Origin of the sequence: Haloparvum alkalitolerans, assembly GCF_050122995.1 — an archaeon.
Taxonomy (GTDB): Archaea; Halobacteriota; Halobacteria; order Halobacteriales; family Haloferacaceae; genus Haloparvum; species Haloparvum alkalitolerans.
This window is the reverse complement of sequence record NZ_JBNLIA010000002.1, coordinates 151,093-166,287: the sequence shown is the minus strand read 5'-3', so window position 1 is coordinate 166,287 and position 15,195 is coordinate 151,093. Positions and strand designations below refer to the sequence as shown.

Sequence of the window (15,195 nt, the reverse complement as noted above, 5' to 3'; positions counted from 1 at the left end):
GAGCACATGATGATGGGGACTGACTGTGACGGGCAACTACGAGAATTCGATTGCGAGTAGCGACGCAGCGGTGTCGACGTCGAACAGTTCGGATCCGTAGAAGACAGAAAGGGGCAACTCCCGATCGGCAGCCGCGAACTCCTCTTGCCACAGCTCGGCGAGCTCCTTCAAGTCGGCTGCGCGGATAAGTCGAATGTCCACCCCGATCTGCATTTCCAGTTGCTCCGCGTTTCTGGCAGCTTGGTCCGTGAAATCCGGAGCGATGATGAGAAACCACTCAACATCGTGCTGCTTGCTTTTCGTGTCGATGTAGTTTTTGATCTTGCTTCGGGTGTCGCTTCCAAGACGGAACTGTTGCCGTCGGCGCTTGTTGTCCCACAGTAACCACCGGCCGTCCTGCTCGATCTCCCCGTCTGCGACCATTCCGGTTGCCTTTTGTCCGAGCTGATTCGTCCCATCGAGGTTGAACGCTTCGCGGAAGATTTCCCCGGTTGCCTCTTCAAACAGGATATCCAGTTTCTCCTCAGGGTTGTCGGCGACGACGAGGTCTTGGAGCTGTGGCGGAACGGCTGTGACGGAGCCGTCGGCAATCTCTTCGAAGGCATCGATATACAGATCGACTGCTGGCTCTCTATCGTCGACGGACTTCTGCGATTGTTCGAAATACTCGATGATCGCGGACACCATCTGGTCTGTTTTCTGCTTGTGGGCCTCCAACCCATACTGATCGACGATGGCTTTCAGATCCCCTTTGTCGACGACTGTCTTCAGGAGCTCACTCGGATATACACCCGCAGCAACAATGTTCTCACGTCGGTTCTGGTTTCGACCGTAGTTCTTCCCCTTGACGTCAAACTGATCACGGGCCTCGACGAGGACGGACTGGCGATCAAATGGGTCGAGTGTCTCCAGCATTTGGAGGTAATTCTCATTCGACATCTCGTAGTAGAGCCAGTCCCGGATGACCTCAATGTAGTCCTCTGGGATCCCGACGAGCTCGTGGTAGTCCTCCTCGTTAACCTCATAGACGAGCGCCTGTTCTTGGAGCGACCATAGCCCCTTCTCAATCGTGTCACGAGCATGCTCCGGGCTGTCGGAGCGGGACACCTTTGGGAAGCGGTCGATGGCGGAGAGACGCTGAAAGAAGTCGAGCCATGTGTAACAGTCGTGCTTGCTGTTATGGGCTCGGTTGTGAAGCTCGAAGTAGCTGTAGATCATGTGGATCTCCGAATCGTCGATCTGATTCTGGTAGTCCACAGCAGCACGGGCAAGATGGAGCAAATCGTCCGCATCGTTAAACGAATCCGCATCGAAGCGCTCGATCAGCGTTCGCTGCCAGTCTTGCACTGCATCCAAGAGGTCCGGCTTTTCCATGCTGTAGTCGGGCTGCTGGATCAACTGTCGGAGAATGCCGTAGCGGATGACGAGTGCCTGATACGGTGAGTCGTTGATCGAACTGATCCGGGGCGGGGTGAAGTTGTTGAGTTCGGTCCGGACCCGCTCCGGATCGGCAAGTGCTGGGACGTACGTTTCGAGGTAGCGTTCCCGGTCGTCAAAGCCGTCGTGTTTGAACTCTCCTGGGTCGAAATCGTCTGTGGCCGTCTTCGTCTCCCCCTTCAAAAACCGACTTTGTTCGTAGCTGTTCCAGTCTTTATCAATAAGCTCGTGTAGCTCCATATGTTGATTCAGTACTACTTTCGGCCTACTTGAATCTGTGTGGGGGTGGCATGCTACGATCTGTAGCTGTGCTAGCAACGCCACTCAGTGATATTGATTTCAAGACGCCTGTGAGGTCTTCGCGACTCGCGCTGTATCTTCCACGAACGGGATCTCGCTGAATCACCGTTGCCAAGCCAGCTTCGTACATGGGTGTCTATGCTTTTGGTTGTCTGAGCTGGATGACTAGCAGTTCGGCGGGGAGATGAAGGAACGGTGATGCACCCAACAACAGAACATGAACGGGTACACTAACGCCACGCAGCCCCCTCATCGAGCGTCGTGTCGAAACCCTCCTGCTACTCGTTGAACGGCCGTTCACCAGGATACGGGCGTACGCGACTGGCTGCTCGTACTCAGGGGTCTTGAGCCACGTCCCGGGCAGGCCCCTCAGGCGGGGTGGCTCAGCCGTGGTGGGCCGACTCGACCTCGATCTCAGGGACGCCGGCCACCTCGACCCGGTCGTTGACCGTCACTACGTCAGATCGCCGAGCAGCCAGAGTTCGCTCTCGCGTGGTAGTTGATCCGGCGGCGCGCGGCCGCAGACGGTGTGGTCGGTGACGGCGACCGCGGCCGATCCGCGGCGCCCCACGGCCGGCTCGGGAGCCCTACTCCTCGCTCTCGTAGGGCTCACCGACGGCGGAGGGCGTCCGCGTGGACCCCCAGACGGTGAGGACGACGACCACGCCGGCGTACGGGAACAGGTTGACGAGCCGGTTGGGCACGCTGATGCCGACCGTCTGCAGCTGGATCTGCAGCATGTCCAGCCCGCCGAACACGAGCGCCGCGACGGCCGCGCCGATCGGGTTGTAGTTGCCGAACAGGTAGGCGACGATGCCGATCCAGCCGCGGCCGCTGACCATCGTGTCGCCGGTCCCGGTGAACGAGCCCGCCTGCGCCAGCAGCACCGCACCGCCCAGGCCGGCCATGACGCCGGAGAAGATCACGGCGGCGTACCGGACGCGCGTGACGCTGACGCCGGCCGTGTCGAGCGCCTCCGGGTTCTCGCCGGCCGCCTGGATCCAGTAGCCGTACCGCGTGTCGTTGAGGAACTTCCAGGCGGCGACGGCCAGGACGGCGGTGACGAGCACCAGCGGCGACGTGTCGAAGAGGATCGGGCCGAGCACCGGCACGTCCGCGAGCACGGGGATCGTCAGGTCGTTGATGCTCTCAAGGCTCGGACTGTTGCGGCTGTCCCAGACGAGGACCGCCATGAACGGGCCGAACCCGAGGCCGATGAACCACAGCGCCAGCCCCGCGACGATCTGGTCCGCCTCGTACCGGATCAGCAGGACGGCGAACACGACCGCGAACGCCAGACTGACCAGGACCGAGGCGAGGATCGCGAGCCAGACGTCGCTCTGTCCGGGGGACCCCCCGCCGACGATCCACATCGTGGTCGCCGCGGTCGCCGCCCCGAAGATCATGAACCCCTCGACGCCGATGTTGAAGACGCCGCTCTTCTCGGCGTAGAGCCCGCCGATCGCCGTCAACGCGATCGGGGTCGCGGCCTGGAGCGAGCGCTCCGCGAAGCCGACCGTGACGATCTCCAGGAGCGGCAGGTCCATCGCCACGGCGGCCACCGCCGCGGCGGCGACGAGCGCAACGACGCCGGCGATCCGAACCCGGCTTCCGCCGAGGGAGTCGGTGAGGCTCATCGGCGCTCACCCCCCAGCCCGGTCCGCTGTGCGGCCATACGGAACAGCTCCGGCACCGCGACGAAGAGGATGACGAGTCCGATGACGCCGTCGATGAGCTGGACCGGAACGTCGGTGTAGAGCCCGATGTGCGTCCCCGCGGAGTCGAGGCCGCCGAACAGCAGTCCGGCCGGCACGATGCCGAGGGGGTTGTTCGCCGCGAGCAGGCTCACGGCGATGGCGTCGAAGCCGTACGTCGCGATGCCGCCGGGGTCGGTGTAGTAGCCCATGATCATCACCGCGAACACCGCCCCGGCGATCCCGGCGACCACGCCCGAGAGGGCCATCGTGGTGACGACCGTTCGCTCGGCGTCGACGCCGGAGTAGGTCGCGGCCGACTCCTGGTGGCCGCTCGTCACCATGTCGTAGCCGAACCGGCTCCGCTCCATGACCACGTAGATCGCCGCGACGGTGACGAGCGCGATCCCCAGTCCGACGACCGAGAACCCGGAGCTGTCGAAGACGAGGCTCGGGAACGAGACGTACTCCGGGATCCGCTCCGTGTTCGGCGCCGCGTTGCCCTCCCCGCGGAGGGGCCCCTGAACGAGCCAGCCGACGACGCCGGTCGCGATGAAGTTCAACATGATCGTGGTGATGATCACGTTCGCGTCGGCGTACGCCTTCAGCGCGCCGGGGAGCGCCGCGTAGGCGCCGCCGGCGACCGCACCCGCGAGGAACCCGACGATCAGGAGGCCGACCCCGCCGATGACGCCCCCCGGGAGCAGCGGCGCCGTCCAGATGATCGACATGATGGTCGCGAAGCCGCCGACGACGAACTGCCCCTGGACGCCGATGTTGAACACGCCGGCCCGGAACGCGACCGCGACCGCGACGCCGGTCAGGATGAACAGCGTCGAGAACCGCAGCGTTCGCGCGATCGCCGACCGGCCGCCGACCGCGCCCTCGATCAGGCTGGTGACGAACTGCACCGGGTCGTACCCGGCCGCCGCGACGATGCCGACGCCGATCGCCAGCGCCAGCGCCGTCGAGGCGGTCGCGATCGCCAGCCGCTCGAGCACCGACGCGCGCAGCATGTGGCCGGCGGCGCGGTCGACCGCCTCACGGAGCCGTTCCGACGGCCCGCTCACGACTGGACACCTCCGCTCGAGGCGGCGTCGGAACCGCCCTCGCCGTCGCCGGTGTCGTGGCCCGCCATCAGCAGCCCGAGCTCCTCCTCGGTCGTCGTCTCCGGGTCAACGACATCCACGAACTCGCCCTCGTACATCACCGCGATCCGGTCGGAGAGCTTCTGTATCTCGTCGAGCTTCGAGGAGACCACGACGATCGCCATCCCCGCCTCGCGCAGCTCCAGCAGCCGGTCGTGGATGAACTCGATCGAGCCGATGTCGACCCCCCGCGTCGGGTGGGAGGCGACCATGGCGTCGGGGTCGTGTTCGATCTCCCGGCCGACGATGAACTTCTGCTGGTTCCCGCCGGAGAGCGACTTCGCCTCCGTCTCCTCGTTCGGCGGCTGCACGTCGTACTCCCGGACGATCTCCTCGGCGTGGGCGCGGACGGCCGCCCAGTCGATCAGGCCGTTCGTCGAGAACGGTTCGACGGTCTGGTTGCCCAGGAGCGCGTTGCGAACGAGCGTGTAGTCCTGGACGAGCCCCTCGGTCGTTCGGTCCTCCGGAATGTACGCGATGCCGGCGTCGATGCGCTCGCGTCGGTCCGTGTCGGTGACGTCCGCGCCGTCGAACCGCACCGTGCCGGCGTCGACCTCGCGGAGCCCGGTGAGCGCTTCGACCAGCTCGGTCTGCCCGTTCCCCTGGACGCCGGCCACCCCCAGGATCTCTCCCTCCCGCACGGTGAGGTCGACGCCGCTCACCTGCTCGAGACCCCGGTTGCCCCGCACGCGGAGCCCCTCCGCGTCGAGCACGGGATCGCCCTCCGTCGAGTCCCGGGGCGGGCGGTCGAACTGGACCTCCCGACCGACCATCATCCGCGCGAGCTCCTCCTCGGAGGTGTCGGCCGCGTCGACCGTGCCGATCGCCGCGCCGTCCCGCAGGACGGTGATCTCGTCGGCCGCGTCGAGCGCCTCGCCCAGCTTGTGCGTGATGAAGATGAGCGAGTGGCCGGCGTCCGTGAGCTGCTCCATCACGTCGAGGAGGTCCTCGATCTCCTGCGGCGTGAGGACCGCGGTCGGCTCGTCGAGGATGAGGATGTCCGCACCGCGATAGAGGCTCTTGACGATCTCCACCCGCTGGCGGGCGCCGAGGTCGAGGTCCCGGACCTTCACGTCGAGGTACTCGTCGACGTCGAACTCGTAGCGCGAGCAGATCTCCTCGACGTCGGCCCGGGCGGCCGCCGTGTCGACGAAGCCGCGCTCGGTCGGCTCGTGGCCCAGGATGATGTTCTGGAGGACGGTCATCGTCTCCACGAGCTGGAAATGCTGGTGGATCATCCCGATGCCCGCGTCCATCGCGTCCCTCGGCGAGTCGAACGCTCTGGACTCGCCGCCGACGGATATCGTCCCGGCGTTCTTCTCGTAGAGCCCGTAGAGGACGCTCATCAGCGTCGTCTTCCCGGAGCCGTTCTCGCCGAGGAGGGCGTGGATCGACCCCTGCTCCAGCGAGAAGTCGACCTCGTCGTTCGCCACGACGTCGCCGAACCGCTTCGTGATGCCCTCCATCCGAACGGCCGGCGGCCGCGTGCCTTCAGCCGTCATCGTCTCCCGTCGAAAACGTGTTTATAAATGCCATCGGGATGTGGCCGGCGATCAGTTACAGCCGGAGGCGGAACACGGAACCTCGATGTCGCCGCTCGTGATCCCGTCCTTCGCGTCCTGAACGTTCTGCGAGACGACGTCCGGGAGGTTCCCCTCGAACGCCTGCCCGATCACGACGTCGACCCCCTCCTCGTCGAGGCCGAGCGTGTTCGCGCCCGTGACGCTTCCGAAGTCGTCCTCGGCGACCGCCGCCGCGACCTCCCGCGTCCCCTCGTTGATGTACTTGACCGCGGAGCCGATGATGACGTCCTGGAACTCCTCCAGGGTCACGGACTGGTCCGCGTCGACGCCGATGGCGAAGCGGTTGTTCTCCTGAGCGGCCTCGAAGACGCCCTGTCCGGCCGCGGCCGCGGCGTGGTAGACGATGTCCGCGCCGTTGTCGTACTGGGAGGAGGCGATGCTCGCGGCGGTGTCCGTGTCGCTGTAGTCGCCGATGTACCCCACGTCGACGGTGACGTCGGAGTTGACCCACTCCGCGCCCGCCTTGTACGCCTCCTCGAACGCGTTGATGAGCGACCCGTCGACGCCGCCGACGAAGCCGATGTGCGCGTCGCTCGGCTCGTTCGAGTTCCCCTCGTGGGAGAGCTCCTCGGTCGTCATCGTCCCGCCGAGGACGCCCGCGAGGTACGACATCTCGTGGTTGGCCCACGTGTACCCGGCCACGTTGGGCTCGTCGACGTGGTCGTTGATGAGCATCCAGTTCTGGTCCGGATAGTCCGCGGCGTTCTGCGTCAGGGCCTCCGTGTGGTTGTACGAGACCAAGACGATGAGGTCGTAGTCCCCGCTCTCGGCGAGGTTCGCCTGCGTGGACTGGTAGTTCGACTGCTCGGTCTCCTCGACCTGGTTGATCTCGAGGTCGTACTCCTCCTGCGCGCTCTCGAGCCCCTGGACCGCCAGGTCGTTGAACGCGTTGTCGTCGAACCCGGCCGGGCTGGAGACGATCGCGACGTTCGTCGTCGACCCCGAGCCACCGCCGTCACCGCTGCCGTCGCCGCCGCCGTTGCCGTCGCCGTCACCGCCGTCACCGCCGCCACCGAGACACCCGGTGAGCGTGGTTCCGGCAACGACGGCGCCGCCCGCCGCCAGCATGGAGCGACGATCGATCGCGGCCCCGCGATTCGCCCCGTCAGATCCTTCAACATTGTCTGTGTCAGACATCATCCACGGAAATGTGACACTACACTAAAAGATTATTCATTATCGGGTTACTGTTCCGGTAGGTCTGCCGTCGGCGGGATTTGCCGCCTCGGGAGTCGTCACGAGTAGTCCGCAAACGGTCTATTCGGGCCACTATCGACCGTTCGTCGACACGTCCGAAAACCGATATTTTTGGTGTATTTTCTCTTCAGAGATACTGGCTGTTCGGCGTCGTCGAGCCCGGACGCGAGGCGGTCGATTTCCGCTTCCCCTCGTGAGGGCACACCGGGGGTTCCGGCTCCTGCCCCGAGCGCCGTCGGAGCGGTCACCCATACAGTTATTTTCGAGAGCGCCGTCCTTCGTCCGTGATGGTTCCCGCACAGATTCCGGGCGGTCCGGAGCTCCTGATCCTCGTCGTGGTCTTCCTCGTGCTCCTCGCGATCCCGGTCGCGCTGATCGGGATCGTCGTGTACTTCGTCCGATCCAAATCCGGGGGTTCAGACCCCGAACAGCGCCGGATCGAGGAACTCGAGGACCGCGTCGAAACGCTGGAGGAGGACCGCGACCGCGAGCGCGAGGGCGGACCGCGGTGACCTCGCCCGTCGTCCGAGAGGGTCCGTCTGTCGTTCGAGAAGTCCCGCCTGCCGTTCGAGCAGACCCGGTCGCGAACGGACTCAACAGCAGAACATGAATGGGTAGACGAGCGCGACGCGGTCCCCCTCCTCGAGCGTCGTGTCGAAGCCCGCCTGCTGCTCGTTGAAGCGGCCGTTCACGAGGATGCGGGCGTACGCGACCGTCTGCTCGCCCTCGGGGTTTTTGACCCAGGTTCCGGGAAGGTCCTCGGGCGGGGTCGCCCAGCCGCGGTGGGTCGCCTCGGCCTCCGTCTCGGCGATCAGTAGCTCCTCCAGTCCGGGGTGCTCCTCGAACAGGGCGGCGAGGAACTCGCGGAGGGTCTCGCCCGCGAACGTGAAGGGGAACTCGTGGGTCCCCAGTTCGGTGCGGACGTGGCCGGTACAGCGGACCGTGACGGTCGTGGTCGCCTCCGCGACCCTCTCCTCGTCCGCGACCCTCTCCTCGTCCGCGACCCTCTCCTCGTCCCCGCCCCTTTCCTCGTCCGCGGTCGCTCCCTCGGTGGCGGGTCGGTCCGTGGTGGACGTGCTCATGTCGAGGTGTATGCCCCGGACGAACAACGGCCGTGTGCCGAAGATGTTCGGTGCCGTTCGCGGAGCCCGAGCCGGGAAACGGCGAGCGGGAACTTCCGGTTCCTGTGACCTTTTGCGGGCGCGCGACGAACGCTCACGCGATGACTCGATCACCCGAGGAGCTCGACCTCGACTTCGTCTCACTCGACGGCACCGGCATCCACACGAGCGAGCTGCAGCTCGGCACGTGGCGGTTCGGCAAGGAGAACGACGCCGGCGAGACGGAGATCGACGAGACGCGCGCGAAGGAACTGCTCGACGCCTACGACGCCGCGGGCGGCCGCTACATCGACACCGCGGACGTGTACGGCGGCGGCGCGAGCGAGGAGTGGATCGGCGAGTGGCTGCAGGGGCGGGACCGCGAGCGGTACACGATCGCCTCGAAGATCTACTGGCAGATCCGCGACGGCGACCCGAACAGCCGCGGCACGAACCGGAAGAACGTCCGCGACCGCATCGACGCGCTGCTGGAGCGACTCGACACCGACTACGTCGACGTGCTCTACATCCACCGCTGGGACGACGCGACCGACGCGCGCGAGCTGATGAAGACGCTCAACGCGCTCGTCGAGGCGGGGAAGGTCCACTACCTCGGCGCGTCGACGCTGCGCCCGAACGCGTGGAAGGTCGCCCGCGCCAACGAGATCGCTCGCGCGGAGGGGTGGGAGCCGTTCAGCGTGCTCCAGCCGCGCTACAACCTCGTCGACCGGGAGATCGAGGGAGACTACCTGGAGTTCGCGCGCCAGCAGGACCTCGCCGTCTGCCCGTGGAGCCCGCTGGGACAGGGCTTCCTGACCGGCAAGTACGACCGCGAGGAGGACCTGCCGGAGGAGTCGAAGGTGGCCGCCTCCGACCGGTTCCAGGAGTCGTACCTCACCGCGGAGAACTTCGACCTCCACGACGAACTCGACGCGGTCGCCGACGAGGTCGACGCCTCGCCCGCACAGGTCGCGCTCGCGTGGCTGCAACACCGCGACGGCGTCACCGCGCCCATCGTCGGCGCCCGCACCGTCGACCAGTTGACCGAGAACCTCGCGTCCGCCGCCGTCGACCTCAGCGACGAGCAGGTCGAGCGACTGACGGCGGCGAAAGGCGGCCCCTACGCCGGGCTGTAAGGCGCCGTTCGGTCCCCGCGACCGGTTCCGTCGGCCGTCCGACGTGACGAAACACTAATCAAGTTCTCTCGCGTACGCTGTAGCCAATTACTGGCACGCGGACGGGTCCTGGGGGGCCGGTCGCGGCAGACGCCGGCGCCGAACGGTCCACTCGCGGCGGGCCGACGGCGCTCGGACGCGTGTCGGGACTGACCACCATGGACGGCACATCTCCACGTTCGAACGTTCTTCTCGTCACGGTCGACTCCCTGCGGACCGACGCCATCGGCCCGTACGACGCCGAGCGCCGCACGCCCGTCATCGACGATCTGGGCGACCGCGGCGTCGTCTTCGAGCGCGGCTTCGCGAACGGCAACTGGACGCCCTTCTCGTTCCCCTCGATCATGGCCTCGCAGCCGGTGTTCACCGACTCGGGCCGGATCGGGGTCGAGGGGCGGCCGACCATCGCGGAGGTCGCCTCCGAGGCCGGCGTCTCGACGGCGGGGTTCAACGCCGCGAACGGCTTCCTCACCTCCTACTGGGGGTACGACGAGGGGTTCGACGAGTTCGAGTCGTTCGTCGCCGACGTGAACGCCAGCATCTACGGCAAGTACCTCGCCACCCACCCGACCGTGGAGGCGTGGCTCCAGCTCGCCGCCTCCCCGTTCCGACGCCTGAGCGCGAAGCTCCGCGGCGAGAGCGACGACCGCCCCTTCCTCGACACCTCGCGGATGTTCGACGTGGAGAACGCGGCGACCGAGTTCGTGGAGTCGCGCGACGACGACGAGCCGTTCTTCCTGTGGGTGCACTACATGGACGCGCACACGCCCTACGTCCCCGCGCCCCGATACGTCCGGGAAGTCTCCGACCAGACGGTCGGCACCCACCGGATGCTGCTCGCGCACACCCGGACCGGGCTCGGACTGGAGGTCGGCGACAGCACGCTCGACGACCTCCGAACCCTGTATCAGGCCGCCGTCAGGCAGGTCGACGCCAGCATCGGCCGCCTGCTCGAGACGCTGGAGGCCGAGGGGCTCCGCGACGAAACCGCGATCGTGTTCGCGGGCGACCACGGCGAGGAGTTCCAGGAGCACGGCCACCTCGCACACTATCCCAAGCTGTACGACGAGCTGATCCACGTCCCGCTACTGGTCGACGCGCCGGGCGTGGAGTCGGACCGCAGCGACCGGCCCGTCGGCCTCGACGCGGTCCCGCCGACGGTCGCGGACCTCCTGGGGATCGAGGCGCCCGACGCGTGGGAGGGCGAGTCGCTGCTCTCCCCCGGGGCCGACCGCGCGCCCGACGACCTCGCGGAGGCGGAGTCCGAACCGGCGGTCGCGTCGGACGGCGGCGCGGTCGCGGAGACCCAGGCCGAGACGGGGGCGGATTCGGAGCCGGCGGAGCCGGCGGAGCCGGTCGTCTCCGTCACCGTCCGCGGCGAGGAGCTGACCGCCCAGCCCATCCCGCGCTCGCTCGACGACGGCGACCTCCTCGTGAGCGCCCGGGACGACGGCTGGACCTACATCGAGAACGCGGACACCGGCGAGGCGGAGCTGTACCACCGGCCCTCGGACCCGGACCAGCAGGCGAACCTCGCCGACGACCCGACACCCGAGCAGGCAGCCGCCATCGAGCGGCTCGCGCCCGCGGTCGCGTCCCACGTCGCCCGCCTCCGCGAGGAGGCGGACTCCGGCGACGACGCGGGCGACGAGGAGGAGATCGACGAGGATCTCGAGGCCCAACTCTCCGCGCTCGGCTACCGCTAGATGCTCCGGTCCCTTCTCAGAAACCTCCTCAGCGGGCCAGTCGCGACGCAGCTCCGGCGGTTCGTGATCGTCGGCGCCACGACCGCCGGCATCCAGATGGCCCTGCTGTGGGCGTTCGTCGACGTCGGCGGGCTCAACTACCTCGTCGGCGCGACGATCGCCATCGAGATCACGATCGTTCTCTCGTACGTGCTCAACAACGCGTGGACGTTCCGGGCGACCCAGAACACCGGCCTCCACGACTACCTCGCCGGGCTGCTCAAGACGAACGTCGTCCGGGGCTCCGCGATCCCGATCCAGCTCGGCGTCCTCTACGGGCTGGTGGAGTTCGCGGCGATCACGTACCTGATCGCCAACGTCGCCGCCATCCTCATCAGCGGACTCTACCGGTTCGTCTTCGACTCGCTGTGGACGTGGGGGTAGCTGAACCCGGATTCGATGGGGGTACCGATCGGGCTTCAACCCACAAGGGTTCGTCTGAAACCAGGCCGTCGACCACCAGCATCAGCAGGTCAGGGTTGCTTCAACCCCACAAGGGTTCGTCTGAAACCTCCTGCATCGCGAGCAGCAGCGTTTCTACGTCCTGCTTCAACCCCACAAGGGTTCGTCTGAAACTCGCGGTCGTCCTGAAAGTCGAGGTGTTGGACGTGGCTTCAACCCAACAAGGGTTCGTCTGAAACCGCCCCACACGACTGAGACGGACGACGGTGAGACCTTGCTTCAACCCCACAAGGGTTCGTCTGAAACCCCCCGCAGACGGTGTTCTTAGACGACACCAACCCGGCTTCAACCCCACAAGGGTTCGTCTGAAACGGTGGCGCGGAGGCACTCGACAACGAGCCCGCGAACGCTTCAACCCCACAAGGGTTCGTCTGAAACGGCCGCGAACGCCGCCAGTTCAGCGACCGCGTCCGCGCTTCAACCCCACAAGGGTTCGTCTGAAACCGATGACTACTTCGAGGGCGACCTCCGGCGGGCCTGGCTTCAACCCCACAAGGGTTCGTCTGAAACGTACTGGACCGGCTACCGCGTCTACGCTGACGGCGTGCTTCAACCCCACAAGGGTTCGTCTGAAACAATGGTGGTGTCGCCGCTTAGACGCGATGCGGAAGGCTTCAACCCCACAAGGGTTCGTCTGAAACCGTGCCCCGTTCCCCGGACACAGACCGATTACGCCCCGTTTTCACTCAAACGTTTCCATCGACCCCCAATATCCTCCAAACCCCCGGGGGTCGACAGCCAGCGCTCCGGGCGGGCGGTCCGGTAACCCCACGGGAGCGTTTTAGTACCGGGGGAGTAGATTTGTCTGGTATGCCTGATATTCGCTCGTCACCTGTTCCATCCCGTCGCGTCGGAGGGCAGCGGTGGTAGACCTCGCCATCTCCGCGGGGCGGGTCCTCGTCGCGCTGTTTCTGGTCGCGCTGAACGGCTTCTTCGTCGCCGCGGAGTTCGCGTACGTCCGCGTGCGGGCGACCGCGGTCGAGTCGATGGTCGACGCCGGCAAGCCCGGCGCCGAGACGCTCGACGCCGCGATGGACAGCCTCGACGACTACCTCGCGGTGACGCAACTCGGGATCACGCTCGCCTCGCTCGGACTGGGGTGGATCGGCGAGCCCGCGGTCGCGGCCCTTATCGAGCCCGTGCTCGGCGGGTTCCTCCCCCAGAGTCTCGTCCATCTGGTCGCGTTCGCGGTCGGGTTCTCGGTCATCACGTTCCTCCACGTGGTCTTCGGAGAGTTGGCGCCCAAGACGATCGCCATCGCGCAGGCGGAGCGCATCGCGCTGCTCGTGGCGGCGCCGATGCGCGTCTGCCACTTCCTGTTCTACCCGGGACTCGTGGTGTTCAACGGCACCGCGAACGCGTTCACGCGCGCGCTCGGCGTCCCCCCCGCCTCGGAGACGGACGAGACGCTCACGGAGGAGGAGCTCCGCATGGCGCTTGCGCGCGCCGGCGAGGAGGGCAACGTCGCGGGCACGGAAGTGGAGATGGTCGAGAGCGTCTTCGAACTGGACGACGTGAGCGTTCGCGAGGCGATGGTCCCGAGACCGGACGTGCGGACGGTGACGACGGACCTGTCGCTGTCAGAACTGCGGACGGTCGTCGTCGACGCGGGCCACACGCGCTATCCGGTCGTCGCCGCGGACGACCCCGACCGCGTCGTCGGCGTGGTCGACGCGAAGGACGTGATCCGGGCGGGCGTCAACGCCGCGGAGGCCGAGGCCGCGGGCGCGGAGGGCCCGGCGGTGACCGCGGGGGACCTCGCGCGCGACATCCACGCCGTCCCGGAGACGACGAGCGTGGCCGACCTGTTGGCGGAGCTTCAGCAGCGCCGGACGCAGATGGCGGCGGTGATCGACGAGTGGGGCGCCTTCGAGGGGATCGTCACGATCGAGGACCTCGTCGAGGTGATCGTCGGCGACATCCGCGACGAGTTCGACGCGGTCACGCCGGAGCCCGCCATCGATCGGCGGGAGGACGGGACGCTGGCCGTCGGCGGCGCCGTCCGGCTCGCGGAGCTCGACGAGGAGATCGGGACCGCACTCGACGCGGAGTGGCCCGGGATCGACACGATCGGTGGCCTCGTCGCCGACCGGCTCGGACGGCCGCCGGAGGATGGCGACGCGGTCACGGTCGACGGCCACACGGTCGAGGTGACCGGCGTGGACGGGATGCGGGTCGAGACGGTGGTCGTTCGCCGCGCGGACGGGGGGTCGGACGAGGGCGAGACCGATCGCGACGACGGCGAGGGCGGGAAGGACGGCGAGGGCGGGAAGGACGGCGAGGGCGGGAAGGACGGCGAGGACGGGAAGGACAGCGAGGGCGGAAAAGGCGACGACGGGAAGGACGGCGAGGGCCGAAAAGGCGACGACGCGACCGACGCCACCGACGACGGCTGATCCGAGCCCCGGCCGTCACTGCGCGTTCGCGAGCCGCTTTTCGACGCGCTCGCGGTCGGCGCGGATGCGGCTCACGAGTGCGGCCACCTCGGCCAGCACCGGATGGTCCGCGCCCGGGTCCCGACCGTAGAGGTACCGGTAGAAGGAGGGCGACCTCTCGGGGCGGTCGAGTGGTGGGTTTCTGATCTCCGCCTGCCGGTCGCTCGCCACCGCCGCACAGCGCTGTTCGAGCTCGCCGAGGCGTCGCCAGACGTCGGCGCAGGCGTCGAAGCTGTCCGCGACGCGGCCGTCGAGGTGCTCGGCGAGCGCGCGTCGTTCGCGGTCGATCCGCGCCAGTCGCGTCTCGGCGTCGTCGAGGCGGTCCCGCTCGGCGTCGAGCGCGTCGGTCAGGTTTTCGCGCCGGCGGACTGCCTCGCGGGTGCGGGTCGTGAGTCCCTCCCGGAGGTCCGGCGTGAGCCCGTCGCTCGCGACCAGCGCCGCCGCGGCGTCGTCGCCGAGCTCCGCGGCGACGCTCGCGTGTAAGTCGTCGTCGTACTCCTCCTCGTAGTGGGGGACGCTCATCACGGTCTCGCGATAGGCGCGCTTTACGCGGTCCAACGTCGGGTCGCGACCGGTCGCCGGGACCGCACTCGCGGCGCCGGCTGGAAGCCCGCGTGGCGAGGCGGACCGCCCCGCACCGGCCGGGCGTCCCGCCGGGAGGTCGCGGAGCCGAGCGGCGAACTCCTCGAAGGCGTCCTGTTCGTCCGCGACGCGACGCCCCTCCTCTCGGCAGCGTCCCCTGGCGTCGCGAAGGTACGCGAACGCCACGAGCGCGAGAACCGACGCGAGAACGGTGCCCACGACGACGGCCGGTTCCAGAAGCTCCGCGGCGGTCGAGCAGGTGAGGTCCGTACACTCCGCTGCGGCCGGGTCCGGGTCCGCGACGCGAAACGTCACGTCGGCGGGAGAGATGCTCATG

General features: G+C 67.4%; 12 protein-coding genes and 1 CRISPR repeat array. Of the genes, 5 read left to right on the top strand and 7 right to left on the bottom strand.

What is annotated here, in order from left to right; genetic code table 11:
* Positions 1 to 36: 36 nt before the first annotated feature.
* The 5 genes from ACQE3L_RS02670 to ACQE3L_RS02650 form a co-directional block, all read right to left on the bottom strand.
* A complete protein-coding gene (locus ACQE3L_RS02670) occupies positions 37 to 1,677 on the bottom strand; it encodes a hypothetical protein (protein ID WP_426962245.1) in 1,641 nt (546 codons plus the stop codon).
* Between the two features lie 647 nt (positions 1,678 to 2,324).
* Positions 2,325 to 3,374 (bottom strand): ABC transporter permease, encoded by a 1,050-nt coding sequence (locus tag ACQE3L_RS02665; protein ID WP_426962244.1) that lies wholly within the window; start codon positions 3,372 to 3,374, stop codon positions 2,325 to 2,327.
* A complete protein-coding gene (locus ACQE3L_RS02660) occupies positions 3,371 to 4,447 on the bottom strand; it encodes an ABC transporter permease (RefSeq protein ID WP_426962412.1) in 1,077 nt (358 codons plus the stop codon). The genes ACQE3L_RS02665 and ACQE3L_RS02660 overlap by 4 nt, the downstream gene beginning before the upstream one ends.
* Positions 4,448 to 4,497: 50 nt before the next feature.
* On the bottom strand, positions 4,498 to 6,045 hold the full coding sequence (locus ACQE3L_RS02655; RefSeq protein ID WP_426962411.1) for an ABC transporter ATP-binding protein: 1,548 nt from the start codon (positions 6,043 to 6,045) through the stop codon (positions 4,498 to 4,500).
* 87 nt (positions 6,046 to 6,132) lie between these two features.
* Positions 6,133 to 7,230, bottom strand: a complete 1,098-nt coding sequence (locus ACQE3L_RS02650) for a BMP family lipoprotein (protein ID WP_426962410.1) — start codon at positions 7,228 to 7,230, stop codon at positions 6,133 to 6,135.
* 416 nt (positions 7,231 to 7,646) lie between these two features.
* On the opposite strand from ACQE3L_RS02650, the gene ACQE3L_RS02645 reads away from it, so the two are divergent.
* Complete coding sequence (locus ACQE3L_RS02645; protein WP_426962243.1) at positions 7,647 to 7,871, top strand: preprotein translocase subunit TatA; 225 nt, start codon at positions 7,647 to 7,649, stop codon at positions 7,869 to 7,871.
* An 81-nt stretch (positions 7,872 to 7,952) separates the two neighbouring features.
* Here the strand turns inward: ACQE3L_RS02645 and ACQE3L_RS02640 are convergent, their stop codons facing one another.
* Positions 7,953 to 8,441, bottom strand: a complete 489-nt coding sequence (locus tag ACQE3L_RS02640) for a MoaD/ThiS family protein (protein ID WP_426962242.1) — start codon at positions 8,439 to 8,441, stop codon at positions 7,953 to 7,955.
* A 140-nt stretch (positions 8,442 to 8,581) separates the two neighbouring features.
* Between ACQE3L_RS02640 and ACQE3L_RS02635 the strand changes: the two genes are divergently transcribed.
* From ACQE3L_RS02635 to ACQE3L_RS02620, 4 genes are all read left to right on the top strand, one after another.
* The gene (locus ACQE3L_RS02635; RefSeq protein WP_426962241.1) at positions 8,582 to 9,595 is read left to right on the top strand and encodes an aldo/keto reductase; all 1,014 of its coding nucleotides are present in this window, start codon (positions 8,582 to 8,584) and stop codon (positions 9,593 to 9,595) included.
* Positions 9,596 to 9,792: 197 nt separating this feature from the next.
* Complete coding sequence (locus ACQE3L_RS02630) at positions 9,793 to 11,340, top strand: sulfatase (RefSeq protein ID WP_426962240.1); 1,548 nt, start codon at positions 9,793 to 9,795, stop codon at positions 11,338 to 11,340.
* Positions 11,341 to 11,763, top strand: coding sequence for a GtrA family protein (locus ACQE3L_RS02625; RefSeq protein WP_426962239.1), 423 nt, complete (start codon positions 11,341 to 11,343; stop codon positions 11,761 to 11,763). It begins immediately after the preceding gene.
* Between the two features lie 31 nt (positions 11,764 to 11,794).
* Positions 11,795 to 12,482: a CRISPR direct-repeat array (repeat unit 30 nt; unit sequence GCTTCAACCCCACAAGGGTTCGTCTGAAAC).
* Between the two features lie 222 nt (positions 12,483 to 12,704).
* Positions 12,705 to 14,237 carry a hemolysin family protein gene (locus ACQE3L_RS02620; protein WP_426962238.1) on the top strand — a complete coding sequence of 511 codons (1,533 nt, stop codon included), beginning with the start codon at positions 12,705 to 12,707 and terminating at the stop codon, positions 14,235 to 14,237.
* A gap of 15 nt (positions 14,238 to 14,252) precedes the next feature.
* On the opposite strand, the gene ACQE3L_RS02615 is transcribed toward ACQE3L_RS02620, so the two are convergent.
* Positions 14,253 to 15,194: a DUF7260 family protein gene (locus tag ACQE3L_RS02615; protein ID WP_426962237.1), complete on the bottom strand. Its 942-nt coding sequence runs from the start codon at positions 15,192 to 15,194 to the stop codon at positions 14,253 to 14,255.
* Between the last annotated feature and the right edge of the window lies 1 nt (position 15,195).

Coding starts and splice junctions, on each gene's coding strand:
- ACQE3L_RS02615 (WP_426962237.1), bottom strand. CDS start 15,194: ATGAGCATCTCTCCCGCCGACGTGACGTTTCGCGTCGCGGACCCGGAC.
- ACQE3L_RS02655 (WP_426962411.1), bottom strand. CDS start 6,045: ATGGAGGGCATCACGAAGCGGTTCGGCGACGTCGTGGCGAACGACGAG.
- ACQE3L_RS02670 (WP_426962245.1), bottom strand. CDS start 1,677: ATGGAGCTACACGAGCTTATTGATAAAGACTGGAACAGCTACGAACAA.
- ACQE3L_RS02640 (WP_426962242.1), bottom strand. CDS start 8,441: ATGAGCACGTCCACCACGGACCGACCCGCCACCGAGGGAGCGACCGCG.
- ACQE3L_RS02660 (WP_426962412.1), bottom strand. CDS start 4,447: ATGCTGCGCGCGTCGGTGCTCGAGCGGCTGGCGATCGCGACCGCCTCG.
- ACQE3L_RS02635 (WP_426962241.1), top strand. CDS start 8,582: ATGACTCGATCACCCGAGGAGCTCGACCTCGACTTCGTCTCACTCGAC.
- ACQE3L_RS02630 (WP_426962240.1), top strand. CDS start 9,793: ATGGACGGCACATCTCCACGTTCGAACGTTCTTCTCGTCACGGTCGAC.
- ACQE3L_RS02650 (WP_426962410.1), bottom strand. CDS start 7,230: ATGCTGGCGGCGGGCGGCGCCGTCGTTGCCGGAACCACGCTCACCGGG.
- ACQE3L_RS02665 (WP_426962244.1), bottom strand. CDS start 3,374: ATGAGCCTCACCGACTCCCTCGGCGGAAGCCGGGTTCGGATCGCCGGC.
- ACQE3L_RS02645 (WP_426962243.1), top strand. CDS start 7,647: ATGGTTCCCGCACAGATTCCGGGCGGTCCGGAGCTCCTGATCCTCGTC.
- ACQE3L_RS02625 (WP_426962239.1), top strand. CDS start 11,341: ATGCTCCGGTCCCTTCTCAGAAACCTCCTCAGCGGGCCAGTCGCGACG.